The 11,621-nt window shown below is 67.2% G+C and carries 18 protein-coding genes; 7 read left to right on the top strand and 11 right to left on the bottom strand.

Annotated features, from left to right (window positions below):
• Positions 1-12: 12 nt before the first annotated feature.
• The 7 genes from EV653_RS16950 to EV653_RS16920 all read left to right on the top strand — a co-directional run bounded on the left by EV653_RS16950 (position 13) and on the right by EV653_RS16920 (position 6,304).
• Positions 13-459 (top strand): Rieske (2Fe-2S) protein, encoded by a 447-nt coding sequence (locus EV653_RS16950; RefSeq protein WP_134104532.1) that lies wholly within the window; start codon positions 13-15, stop codon positions 457-459.
• Positions 440-1,423 carry a PDR/VanB family oxidoreductase gene (locus EV653_RS16945; RefSeq protein WP_202871712.1) on the top strand — a complete coding sequence of 328 codons (984 nt, stop codon included), beginning with the start codon at positions 440-442 and terminating at the stop codon, positions 1,421-1,423. Before EV653_RS16950 ends, EV653_RS16945 begins: the two co-directional genes overlap by 20 nt.
• Before the next feature lie 15 nt (positions 1,424-1,438).
• On the top strand, positions 1,439-2,536 hold the full coding sequence (locus EV653_RS16940; protein ID WP_134104528.1) for an amidohydrolase family protein: 1,098 nt from the start codon (positions 1,439-1,441) through the stop codon (positions 2,534-2,536).
• Positions 2,533-3,642, top strand: coding sequence for an amidohydrolase family protein (locus EV653_RS16935; protein WP_134104526.1), 1,110 nt, complete (start codon positions 2,533-2,535; stop codon positions 3,640-3,642). Before EV653_RS16940 ends, EV653_RS16935 begins: the two co-directional genes overlap by 4 nt.
• Entirely contained in the window at positions 3,639-4,727 is a 1,089-nt protein-coding gene (locus EV653_RS16930) for a mandelate racemase/muconate lactonizing enzyme family protein (protein ID WP_134104524.1), read from the top strand. The genes EV653_RS16935 and EV653_RS16930 overlap by 4 nt, the downstream gene beginning before the upstream one ends.
• 132 nt (positions 4,728-4,859) lie before the next feature.
• On the top strand, positions 4,860-5,606 hold the full coding sequence (locus tag EV653_RS16925; RefSeq protein ID WP_134104522.1) for a GAF and ANTAR domain-containing protein: 747 nt from the start codon (positions 4,860-4,862) through the stop codon (positions 5,604-5,606).
• Positions 5,603-6,304 (top strand): GAF and ANTAR domain-containing protein, encoded by a 702-nt coding sequence (locus EV653_RS16920; protein ID WP_134104520.1) that lies wholly within the window; start codon positions 5,603-5,605, stop codon positions 6,302-6,304. The genes EV653_RS16925 and EV653_RS16920 overlap by 4 nt, the downstream gene beginning before the upstream one ends.
• A 26-nt stretch (positions 6,305-6,330) precedes the next feature.
• On the opposite strand, the gene EV653_RS16915 is transcribed toward EV653_RS16920, so the two are convergent.
• From EV653_RS16915 to EV653_RS16865, 11 genes are all read right to left on the bottom strand, one after another.
• Positions 6,331-7,818 carry an FAD-dependent oxidoreductase gene (locus EV653_RS16915; protein WP_134104518.1) on the bottom strand — a complete coding sequence of 496 codons (1,488 nt, stop codon included), beginning with the start codon at positions 7,816-7,818 and terminating at the stop codon, positions 6,331-6,333.
• Positions 7,819-7,858: 40 nt separating this feature from the next.
• Positions 7,859-8,137 (bottom strand): hypothetical protein, encoded by a 279-nt coding sequence (locus tag EV653_RS16910; RefSeq protein ID WP_134104516.1) that lies wholly within the window; start codon positions 8,135-8,137, stop codon positions 7,859-7,861.
• Positions 8,138-8,287: 150 nt separating this feature from the next.
• Positions 8,288-8,563: a hypothetical protein gene (locus EV653_RS16905; protein ID WP_134104514.1), complete on the bottom strand. Its 276-nt coding sequence runs from the start codon at positions 8,561-8,563 to the stop codon at positions 8,288-8,290.
• 14 nt (positions 8,564-8,577) lie between these two features.
• On the bottom strand, positions 8,578-8,958 hold the full coding sequence (locus tag EV653_RS16900) for a phage holin family protein (RefSeq protein WP_134104512.1): 381 nt from the start codon (positions 8,956-8,958) through the stop codon (positions 8,578-8,580).
• 9 nt (positions 8,959-8,967) lie between these two features.
• Positions 8,968-9,327, bottom strand: a complete 360-nt coding sequence (locus tag EV653_RS16895) for a hypothetical protein (protein WP_134104510.1) — start codon at positions 9,325-9,327, stop codon at positions 8,968-8,970.
• Between the two features lie 9 nt (positions 9,328-9,336).
• Positions 9,337-9,618, bottom strand: coding sequence for a gas vesicle protein K (locus EV653_RS16890; protein WP_134104508.1), 282 nt, complete (start codon positions 9,616-9,618; stop codon positions 9,337-9,339).
• Positions 9,615-9,803, bottom strand: a complete 189-nt coding sequence (locus tag EV653_RS16885; RefSeq protein WP_202871711.1) for a gas vesicle protein — start codon at positions 9,801-9,803, stop codon at positions 9,615-9,617. Before EV653_RS16885 ends, EV653_RS16890 begins: the two co-directional genes overlap by 4 nt.
• On the bottom strand, positions 9,800-10,573 hold the full coding sequence (locus EV653_RS16880) for a GvpL/GvpF family gas vesicle protein (RefSeq protein WP_134104504.1): 774 nt from the start codon (positions 10,571-10,573) through the stop codon (positions 9,800-9,802). Before EV653_RS16880 ends, EV653_RS16885 begins: the two co-directional genes overlap by 4 nt.
• Positions 10,566-10,916, bottom strand: a complete 351-nt coding sequence (locus EV653_RS16875) for a gas vesicle protein (RefSeq protein ID WP_134104502.1) — start codon at positions 10,914-10,916, stop codon at positions 10,566-10,568. Before EV653_RS16875 ends, EV653_RS16880 begins: the two co-directional genes overlap by 8 nt.
• The gene (locus EV653_RS16870) at positions 10,913-11,368 is read right to left on the bottom strand and encodes a gas vesicle protein GvpO (protein ID WP_202871710.1); all 456 of its coding nucleotides are present in this window, start codon (positions 11,366-11,368) and stop codon (positions 10,913-10,915) included. The genes EV653_RS16875 and EV653_RS16870 overlap by 4 nt, the downstream gene beginning before the upstream one ends.
• A gap of 4 nt (positions 11,369-11,372) precedes the next feature.
• On the bottom strand, positions 11,373-11,621 hold the full coding sequence (locus EV653_RS16865) for a gas vesicle protein GvpG (RefSeq protein WP_134104500.1): 249 nt from the start codon (positions 11,619-11,621) through the stop codon (positions 11,373-11,375).

Below are 11,621 nucleotides of genomic sequence, written 5' to 3'. Positions count from 1 at the left end.
CAAGGAGACTCTGTGACCAAGTACGTCGTGGCGACGGTCGACGAGATTGCCCCCGGCCAGCGGAAGGTGGTCGAGATCGCGAACAGGTCGATCGGCGTGTTCAATGTCAAAGGCAACTATTACGCGATCCGCAACCTGTGTCCGCACGGCGGCGGACCGATGTGCGAGGGCGTGACGTCCGGACTGGTCCGGTCGGACCGGCCCGGGAACTACGACTACATCATGCGCGGGGAGATCATCCGCTGTCCCTGGCACGGCTGGGAGTTCGAGATCGCCACCGGCCAGTCCTGGTTCGACCCCGCGAAGACCAAGGTGAAGGCCTATCCCGCCGGAGTGGAGTCCGGGGAGACGCTGGCCAAGAATCCGGAGCTGTCCGCGGCCGGTTTCCAGCCCGGCCCGTACTCCGGTGAGACGTACGAGGTCGAGGTCGATCGCGACTATGTCATTGTCAATATCTGACGCCGCCGCGATGGTGGGCGAGACCACCATCGCGCTGCGGGTGCAGTCCACGACACAGGTCTCGGTCGGGGTGACGGAGCTGGTGCTCGTCGCTGACGACGGCTCCGAGCTGCCGTCGTGGACGCCTGGGAGCCACATCGACTTGGAGATCCGCCCCGGACTGGTCCGGCAGTACTCGTTGTGCAGTGATCCCGAGGACCGCGACCGGTGGCGCATTGCCGTACTGCGGGAGCCCGAGAGCCGTGGTGGCTCGATCGTGTTGTGCGAGCGGGTCCGCGCCGGCGACGTACTGACGGCGTCCGGGCCGCGCAACCACTTCCCGCTGCACGAGTCGCCGCGGTATCTGTTCATTGCCGGCGGCATCGGAATCACGCCGATCATCCCGATGATCAAGGCCGCGCGCGTTGCCGGCGCCGACTGGCGGCTGGTGTACGGCGGTCGCAGCGAGGCCTCGATGGCCTACCGGGACGAGGTCGGCAGGATCGATCCGGCGCGCGTGCTCGAATGGCCGCAGGACCTTCGCGGCCTGATCGAACTGGATCGGCTGCTGGCCGAACCGCAATCCGGGACGTTGATCTACTGCTGCGGACCCGAACCGTTGATCGCGGCCGTCGAGGCGGGGAGTGCGCACTGGCCGCACAAAACCCTGCAGGTGGAGCGGTTCGCGCCGCGACCGCTGACCGGCGTACCGCCGAACACGTCGTTCGAGATCGAACTCGTCGACAGCGACGAGGTGCTCGTCGTACCGCCGGACAGATCCATCCTCGAGGTCGTGGAAGAGGCCGGGATCTTCGTCTTGTCGAACTGCGAGGAAGGCACCTGCGGAACCTGCCAGACCACTGTGCTGGAAGGCGTTCCGGACCATCGCGACTCCGTTCTCGACGAGGACGAGCGGGCCGCCAACGACACGATGATGATCTGCGTCTCCCGGGCGCTGTCGTCCCGACTGGTCCTCGACCTGTGAAAGGTGAGATCACAAGTGGCTGTACAACAACTTGAGAATTACGCCCGGCCCGAGCAATGGACCGGACTCGAGCTGGTCGACACCGACGTCCATATCAATCTCCCCGGCCTGAAGAACCTCTTCCCGTACCTCGAGGCACGGTGGCGCGACTACATCACCGAGTCCGGCATGGGCGGCCTGCCGTCGGACCTCTATCCGTCCAACGCGCCGAATCTGTTTCTCGACCGATCGCGGCCGGAGCAAGGGCCCGCCGGGTCAAGCCTCGAGCTCCTGCAGGGGCAGCTGCTCGACCCGTGGCAGTTGCAGTACGCGATCCTGAACTGCACCTACGCCATCGACTCGATCCACAACGACGACCTGGCGGCCGCGCTCGCTCGGGCGTTGAATCGCTGGCAGTTGCACGAGTGGCTGGAGCAGGACGACAGGCTGCGTGGATCCGCCGTACTCCCGCTGCAGAATCCGGCCTTCGCGGCCAAGGAGGCCGAGTGGGCCGCGGAGCACAGTCAGTTCGTCCAGGTGACGGTTCCGTCGCGCAGCCGTGAGCCGCTCGGGCGGCGCGGGTTCTGGCCGATCTACCAGGCCGCGCAGGCCGCCGGCTTCGTGGTCGGCGTCCAGGCCGGTGGTTCGAGTGGCAATCCGGTGACGCCGGTCGGCTGGCCGACGTACTTCGTCGAGGACTACGTGAACGTTCCCCTGGCGTTCCAGACGCAGCTGATGAGCTTCGTCACCGAAGGCGTCTTCGTCGAGTTCCCCGAGCTGAAGGTCGCGACGATCGAGGGCGGCTTCAGCTGGCTGCCGCCGCTGATGTGGCGGTTCGACAAGGACTGGAAGGGACTGCGTCGTGAGGTTCCGTGGGTGGAGCGTCCGCCGTCGGAGGTGATCCGCGACCACGTCCGGATGACGATCGCGCCGCTCGACCGGCCGGACACCCCGGAGTACCTGCTCGACGTCATCGACCAACTGCTCAGCGACGACATGTTGATGTTCTCCACCGACTATCCGCACGCGCACTTCGCGAACTCCGCCGACGCGCTGCCGGACGGGATCTCCGGGGAGCTGCGGACCAAGATCATGTCCGGGAACGCGCACGCGACGTACAGGAGGCTTTCATGACGCAGACACAGACGCAGCCGCGGGCCGCTCGCCGTACCGCAGCGCAACAGATGATCATCGACTGCGACATCCACAACGTGATGGCCCCCGGCGCTCTGGAGCCCTACCTCTCGAATCGCTGGCTCCGCCATCTGAGGACCTTCGGCTCCCGCCAGCACTCGGGGAACGTGTATCCGAAGGGATCGCCGGCCCGGTACGACGCTTTCCCGCCGTCAGGACTGCCCGCGGGCGCCGATCTCGGGTTCATGCAGAAACAGCATCTCGACGGGCTGAACGTCGAGTTCGGGATCCTCGGTCCGCTCAGCGGTTCGGGCAGCCAGCTCGATCCGGAGTTCTCCGCGGCGTTGTCGGCGGCAACCAACGACTGGCAGATCAAGGAGTGGCTGGAGCCGGAGCCGCGGCTGCGCTCGGGCATGATCGTGCCCGCGGAGCACAGCGAGCAGGCCGTCGCGGAGATCGAGCGGCTCGCCGGCCATCCGGGGTTCGTGCAGGTGCTCCTGGTCGCGCGCAGCTCGGCACCGCTCGGCGATCGCCGGTACTGGAAGATGTACGAGGCTGCCGCCCGGCACGACCTGCCGATCGGCATTCATTACGGCGGCGGCGTTCGCGGCGTACCGATCAGCAGCGCGGGCTGGCCGTCGTTCTATCTCGAGGATCACGCGGGAATGTCCGCGGCGTTCCAGGCGCATGTGGCGAGCCTGATCTTCGGCGGGATCTTCGACCGGCTGCCCACTGTGCGGATCGCGTTGATCGAAGGCGGGTTTGCCTGGCTGCCGTCGCTGGCCTGGCGGATGGACAGGCACTGGGAGCGGTTCCGCGACGAGGTTCCGCAGGTACGGCGGAGGCCGTCGGAGTACCTGCGCGACCATTTCTGGATGACGACGCAGCCGATCGAGGAACCGCATCGGCCGGCCGACCTGCAGAAGGTGTTCGAGCACCTCGGCGGCACCGACAAGGTGATGTTCTCCACGGACTATCCGCACTGGGACTTCGACCATCCCCGGCACGCCTTCAAGGTCCGGCTGTCCGCGGAGCAGCGGGACAACATCTACACGGAGAACGCCCGGGCGTTCTACAAGCTGCCGGCGCGGGTGGACTCGCTTTGACCAAGATCACCTCGATCGAGACGTTCGACGGCCACGGCTGCATCGTCCGCGTTCGGACCGATGACGGTCTCGAAGGCTACGGGCAGACCGCGCACTCCGAGGCCCGGATTACCGGGGAGGTGTTGCACACGCTGGTCGCGCGCAACTACCTCGGCCGCGACCCGTTCGATGTCATGACGCTGGCCGAGGAGTGCGCGCGTGCGGAGTACAAGTACTTCGGCAGCTTCCTGTTCCGAGCGCTGGCCGGTGTCGACACCGCACTGTGGGACCTCGTGGGGAAGGCGAGGTCCCAGCCGGTCTACCAGCTGCTCGGCGGAAAGTTCCGGCCGTCGGTGCCGGTCTACGGCTCGGGGATGCGTCGCGACACGACGCCCGAGCAGGAGGTCGACCGGATGGTCGCGGCCGTCGCCGAGCACGGGTTCCGCGCGGTGAAGATCAAGATCGGTGCGCGCAACGGTCGCGACGCCGAGTCGCGGACCGGCCGGACCTGGCGGCTGGTTCCACTCCTGCGCAAGGAGCTCGGCGACGACATCGAGCTCAGCGCGGATGCGAACGGCGCCTACTCACCCGGGCAGGCGGTGCGGATCGGGCGGCTGCTCGAGGAGTACGACTATCTGCACTTCGAGGAGCCGGTGCCGTTCTGGGAGTACGAGAACACCAGGAGCGTCGCGGCAACCCTTGACATCCCCGTCGGGCTGGGGGAGCAGGAGTTCTCCGTCGACACCCTGCGGCGGATCATCCAGGACGGCGCGGCAGACGTCATCCAGCCCGACGTCTGCTACGTCGGTGGCGTCACGCGCGCCCGGCAGGTTGCCGAGTTGGCGAACCTCGCCGGGCTCCCGTGCGTACCGCACTCGTCGGGCAGATCATTGACGGCGATCTTCACCGCGCATCTGGTGACAGCGATGCCGGCCTGCAACCTCTTCCACGAATGGACCATCGAAGACGCGTCGTCGATGCACGTCTACGAGCCGTTCCCGATCGCCCGCAACGGCGAGGTAGTTCTCTCCGACGCCCCAGGCTGGGGCGTCGAGATCGCCGACTCGGTGCTGCAGCGCATGGAGCGCCGGGTGTCGTCGCTCTAGACGGAGTGCGGGATGGTCTGCTGCTCGGGGGGGTGCGTTCGGGCCCTCGATCTGCGAGGGTGGTGGAAAGACCCGCTTCGGTGCCTGGGCCGGTGTGGCGACGGGTGTCGGCTGGGTTCGGGGTTGAGGTAGATGGATCAGGTGGATCGGACCACGCTGCTGGCGCGGTTGGCGCGAGAGATCGCTGAGTTCGGTCCGGATCAGCCGTTGGAGACTCGTCTGTGTCGCGCGTTTCTGGCGATCATGGGCGGGGACGGAGCGGCGATCACGTTGTCTTACACCGACCCGAGCCGGGTCACCTTGTGCGCGACCGACGACGTGGCGGCGCGGTTGGAAGATCTACAGGAGGTGCTGGGCGAGGGGCCGGGCCCTACTGCCTACGAGCTGCAGACCGCGATGACGATCGATCTGCGGGCGGACCGTGACCGGTGGCCGTTGTTCACCGAGGCCGCGCGCGAGATACCCGGGGTCCGGACGGTGTACGCCGTACCGATGCGTCCCGGACAGCACACGATCGGCGTACTGACGCTTCATCAGAACATCGGTGATCCGCCGGACGGCGACGAGGCACAGTTTCTGGCCGATGCGATCGGCGCCGCTCTGATGAAGGATCCGCCGCCGCCGATCGAGTCCGATCTCGACCCCGGGCCGTGGCCGATGCGGGCACGGATCCACCAGGCAACGGGGATGGTGCTGACGCAGTTGCGGATCAGCCCCGCCGACGCGATGGCCTTGATGCGGGCCCATGCCTTCTCCCACAGCATCACCTTGGCCGAGGTCGCCGAGCAGATCACCAGCCGGCGGCTGCGATTCTCCGATGACGCCGAGCAGGACGCCGAGCAGGACGCCGAGCAGGACGCCGAAAGCGAGAGTTCATGACTGCCAGCACTGCTTCCCAGGCGTTCGTCGATGCTGCAGCCGCGATCGTTCAGCAAGACGATATCGCCGATATCCTGGTTCGCCTTCTGAGCGACTGCGCCGGGCTGACCGGCGCGGCGGCGATCGGGTTGTTGGTGAAGGACGGGCATGGTCGGTTGGAGATTCTGAGCGCGACCTCCCATCAGGCCGTCGAGCTCGAGCTGTACGAGCTTCAGCACGACACCGGCCCGTGCGTCGACGCGGCGCGCGACGGAGTCCAGTTGTCGGTGCGCTCGGCCGCCGAGGTGGCCGCCCGCTGGGGACAGGTCGGCGAAGCGATCGTCGCTGCCGGGTTCCACGCTGTCCACGCGGTCCCGCTGCGCTGGCACGGCCGGCTCATCGGTGCGATGAACACCTTCCACGCCACGGGAGAGACAGCCGACGACGGGAGCCTGCGGCTGACGCAGGCGTTCGCCGACATCGCAACGGTCGTCATCGTGCAGCCGGTGGCCGTCACCAGCAGTGAGCTCGAAGAGCGCGTCCGCATCGTGCTGGAGGGACGGACCGTCGTCGAGCAGGCCAAAGGCGTCCTGGCCGAGAAACACGGCGTCGACGTGGCTGCCGCCTACCAGTTGCTGGTCGAGCGCGCTGCCCAGGACGGTTCTACCCTGACGGAGGCGGCGACGGCGATCATCGACGAGGCACAGCGCCGCACCTGAGCCCTGCGGTAGGAACGCGCAGTTGATCAGTCGGTGTCGAGTGGCCGGGTGGCGGGGCCGTCGAGGACGGAGCCGTCGGGGGAGAACCGGGAGCCGTGGCAACTGCAGTCCCAGGTCGTGTCGGCCTGGTTCCAGCTCAGGCTGCATCCCAGGTGCGTGCAGACCGGTTTGACAGTGTGCAGTTCGCCGTCCTGGTCGCAGTAGGCGCCGACGGTCCGGCCGTCGCGGTTGTACAGCCCGCCTTCTCCGACTTCGAGATGGTCGAGGCCGGTGGTCAGGATCCGCGCTGCGTGACCGGTCGCGAACTCCTTGCCCACCTCGAGGTTGGTCTTGATCATTGCGGCAACCGACCGCGCGTCGCCGATCCGGCCGGCGTCGTACAGGGCCGCGGCCGGATTGTCGCGGCCGAGAATCAGGTCACGGAGTACGCCGGCCGCGGCGGTGCCGTTGCTCAGGCCCCATTTGTGCATGCCGGTGGCAATCAGAATTCCTTCGTTGCCCGGCGCGCGTCCGACGTACGGCAGGAGGTCCGCGCTGGCGTAGTCGTGCGCCGACCAGCGGAACTCCGGCTGTGCATCGAAGTTCCAGGTCGACCCGACCCAATCCACCAACGCCTGGTACGCCGCTCTGGTGTCGTCGGCCCGGCCGACCTTGTGACCTGAGCCGACGACGATGAGGCCGGTCGGGCCTCCGCCGGGCCATGGCCGGGTGGAGCGGACCGGTGCGTCGACGGAGATGGCCATTCCGGTCGGCGCCTCCACCGGCAGGCGTACGGCGATGCCGTGCGACTGCTCGGGTGCAGTCCGGGCGAAGTAGCCGCCGATGGTTCCGATCGGCAGCAGCGTCGCGGTCACGGCGTGCCGAGCCCGTACAACGTTGCCGGACGCAACCTTCACCTCGACCCCGCCGTCGGTGTCGTCGATGGACATCGCGCGACTCTGCTCGTAGATACGACCGCCGGCGTCGACGAGGGCGCGTGCAAGCCCGGCCAGGTAGCGAACCGGATGCAGCTGGAGTTGGTCGTCGAACCGCACCGCGGCAACGGCCGGCACGCCGACCTCCTGACCGTCGACAAGCTGCGCGGGCAGCCCGAGTGAGGCCGCGGTTTGCGCTTCATCGCGCAGGCTGGTCGTTGGGTCGGTGGTGTAGACGTACGACGGCGTCCTGGACAACTGGCACTCGATGCCCAGCCGGTCGACGAGTGCTGCCACCTGCGTCACCGCGTTCTGGTTGGTGTCCGCGTACAGCCGGGGCACGTCATCGCCATGCCGGTCTCGCAGAGCCGCGTAGATCGCGCCGTGCTGGGAGGTGACCTTGCCCGTGGTGTTTCCGCTGGTGCGCCTAGCGATGCGTCCACCTTCGATCACCACCACGCCGGCGCCCTCCTGGGCAAGCAGCAAGGCCGTCGTCAACCCGATCCACCCACCACCGACCACGACGACATCGCAACTCACGTCAGCATCGAGTGCGTCGTACGACGGGATCTCGGCGGTTTCCGTCCAAACAGATGCCATGCCCTTCAGTACCCGCCCGCAATCCGCAGGCACTGCCTCGTCAGTGCTTTGACTGATTCTCCGCCATCAGTAGATCGGAGGCTGCTTCGTCGGCTGGTAGACGGCGGAGGCGTTCCTCCAGGAAGCGGACCAGCACTCGGTCCTCGACGGTTGGCTCGCCTTCCCCGATCTCGTGGATCAGCACCGCGGCGAGCTTGCCGACCGGTGCCTGGGTTTGCTCCGACCAGGTGCAGAGCAGTTCGTCACAGTCGGCGGCTTCGACGCCGAACCATGTGGTGAGGATCGATCGTGCTTCGTTGATGCCTGCGGCCCGCTTCATAACGCTCCTCTTTCACGAATGTGGCGGGCCGTTGACAGGCTGATGGTCCAACCAGATCGGCGTCGCCGTGCTGTCAACGCGACAGCACCATCCGGTGCCCGCATTCGCACCAAAACATGCTGCTCGCGGGCAACGCCGATCCAGATGGCTCTAGCGGCGAGCAGCGCGGATCGCCTGCTCCAATTCGGACTTGGTCATCGTCGAGCGGCCCTTCACGTCGAGTCGTCGGGCTTCGGCGTACAACTGCTCCTTGGTCTGTTCGCGTTCGCGGTGGACCGGTGGGCGGGCTCCACTGATGGGGCCGGCCATCCCGACGGTACGTGGATCGGTGTCCTCGGCCGTGAGCTTGTCGGCGACGCCCTTCAGTCCGCCCTTGAGGTTCTGCACCTGCTTCTCGAGCTTTTCGCCCAGGGATTCCTTGGCCATCGTTCACTCCTTCATCAGGTTTCGAGATCGTCGGGCAGGAAGACATTCAGCAGCCAGCTCACGACACTGACGATCAGCGAGCCGACCAGCGCGGTCCAGAAGCCGTCGACATGGAACGCGAGGCCGAGCCCGCCACTGATCCAGGAGGTGAGCAGCAGCATCAGCGCATTGATCACGAAGATCAGCAAACCCAGTGTCAGCACGATGAACGGCAACGAGAGCAGTTTGGCGAGCGGCCGCACGAACGAGTTGACCACCGCGAAGATCGCGGCGACGACCAGCAGCGTGATGACGCGCGCGGTCGTGCTCGATCCCTGCAGCGTGATCCCCGACAGCGCCCAGATCGCGACCCCGAGCGCGACCGCGTTGACCAGCAACCTCACGACCAGTCTCATGACGGCTCCTCAGTGCCCGGTCACCGACGACCAGAGCCGCCGGGACCCTTTGCCGACCTTCTTCTGGGTCCGGGGCGCTCGTTTGCCCACATCCTTTGTGGTGTGGTGGGCCCGTTTGCCCATGTCCTTCTTCGTCCGGTGGACTTGCTTGCCCAGGTCCTTGGCGGCCTTCTCGCCCGCCTGCCGGACGTCCTTCGGCCGGGGCAGGAACAGTTTCACGCCGCGCATGTACAGGCGGAGCCCGACGGCGAACAGCGGGATCCCGATCGGAAGCAGCAGGATGGTCACGCACAGGATCAGTGCGACCAGCATGAGCAGGGTGGCCAGGATCCAGAGCCCGGCGCCGCCCGCACCTCGTAGTACTCGCATGGCTTCACCTCATTGGTCGAGGAGGGAACCCAGTGGACCGAGGTCGAGGTTCAGGTCTGCTGGGGTCAGGTCGAAGCGGGACCGCAGGGTGGTCATCGCTTCCTCCAGGCGCATCAGGCCGAGGCCGAGTTCCTCGACCTGGTCGTCGGACAGGCCGCCGGCGTCCAATCGCCGCAGGGCCTGCCGTTCCATGAGTTGACGAACGAGCTCGACGATCGTCAGGACCAGCCGGACCAGGTCACGTTCGACATGGTCGGCATCGGTCTCGAGGCGCTGGGGGAGCTTGGTCATCGCATCGTCTCCAGTTCATCCGTGACCGTGCGGATCACCGCGGCGAGATGCACCTGGACCAGGTCGACCCCGGCCATTGAGATGACGACCTCGCCGGCCAGTACGACGCCGGTCCCGAGAAGCCGGTCGAGCAGGTCGACGACGCTGATCGGCTGGCTCTGCAGACGGGCATCGACCTCGTTCACGTCGACTCCAGTGTGGTGAACGAGTACGGCGGCCACGGGCCGTCCACCATCAGCCGTACGGCGGGCCGTTGCGCGACGAGCTGGTCGATGACGGCCCGGAAGGACCCGGCATCACGGTCGTCGACGAGGTAGCTTCCGTTCAGGATCATCGGGTCGGCGTAGCCGGTGAGGCGCCGATCCTGAGGCGGCAGCCGGCGGCACGCCTGCGCGGCGACAGCGACCTCGTGGTGGATCGCTTCGGCGATCGCGTCGGCGTCGACGGCCGCCTGCTGCCTCTGATCGAGCTCACGACGGCGTCGCAGCAGGTACGCCGTACCCGTCGATGCGGCCTCGTCGTCGTCCGTGTCTGCCGCGGCGTTCACAGGCTCCGCGGGCAGGAACGCCTTGACGCTCCACTCGCTGCGGCCCTCGACCCGGTCCAGCGCGCGTGTGAGTTCGTCGTACCTCGTCTCGAGGCGCTCACGGACGTTGTCGTCGGTGCGGCAGATGGTGGCGAGCCGGAACGGCGCGACGAGACCGCTCGCGAGCCAGACCGCGCGGATGACCTCGTCATGCCGGCGGGCCACCTGTTCGAGCCAATCGAGATCCTCGAAGTGATGCCGGAGCGCTTCCTCGCCGAACTCGTCGAGGTCGACCGTGCTGACCACCGCGGCCAGGTCGCGTTGGTGCAGGATCCGCAACGGGGCGTCGCGTAAGCCGGTGATGCCGTCGAGAGCGCCGGGCTCGATCCGGCGGCAGGCGGCGTAGATGTAGGCGCCGGTCTCAGCCATGGTCGGCCTCCAGCTGCTCCTTGTCCGCCTCGAGCTCGGCGACCCGCCGCCGCAGGTCCTCGAGCTCGTCGCTGTCCGAGCCGTCGACCTCGTCGGATCCGCGGGCCTTGCTGGAAAGCATCGGGTCCCTGGTCCACCAGTCGATGCCCATCTCCATCGCCTTGTCGACCGACACCACCAGCAGCCGGATCTTGATCGTCAGCAGCTCGATGTCGAGCAGGTCGATCTTGATGTCACCGGCGATGATGATGCCCTTGTCCAGGACCCGTTCGAGCAGGTCCGCCAGGCTGTCCGGCTGCGGCCGGCCGCCGGCGGCGTTGTACGGCTGCGACCGCATGGTCATGAGCCGTCCCGCTCGTCGAACTTGCCGCGCACATAACGGCCGGCGCGGCGGTACGACACCACCGATCCGTTGCTATCGGCAAGTACTTCGTAGATCGCGAGGATCGACGTGGTGTCCGGGATCCGCCGGGACTCGACCACCTCGACCTGGATCTTCCACTCGTCGCCGTCCAGGCGCTCGACGCCGACGACACTCTCCGGATCGCGTCCGATCAGCTCCTGCAGCTCGCCGGCCGCCCGCAGCACAACCTGCCGCATCGGCACGCGACCGTTGCGGGCCGGCCTGGATTCCTTCTCAGGCATCTTCTCGGCCGGTTGCTCAGCTGCCTCGGGGGCGGTCCGCTTCGCGGCCGTCCTGCGTGGCGCGGCCGCCTTCTTCCGGGGAGCAGCGTCGCTGCGGGGGGATACCTTCTCAGCGGTACCTGAGGTGGTGGTCTTCCGTGGTGTCGCCATCGGTTCAGCGCCCTCCTTCCATCAGCCCCCGGCCGGCCAGTAGACGTTCGAGCAGCTCGTCCTCGAGCGCCTCCGCATCCGCTTCGTCGATGAGGCCCTCCGACCGCAGCCGCTCGACATCTTCGAGCTGACGCTGGATCCGTCCCGGGTCGTAGTACTCGCGCATCGCTTGCTGCCGGATCTGCTCCGCGACCGCGACGGTGCCACGCAGCGGCGCCAGCGGCAGCGTGAGAAGACCCGACAGGAGACCCAT

The sequence above is a fragment of the Kribbella pratensis genome (assembly GCF_004365355.1).
Lineage (GTDB): Bacteria > Actinomycetota > Actinomycetes > Propionibacteriales > Kribbellaceae > Kribbella.
The sequence above is the reverse complement of the archived record's forward strand: the minus strand, read 5'-3'. Positions and strand labels throughout refer to the sequence as shown.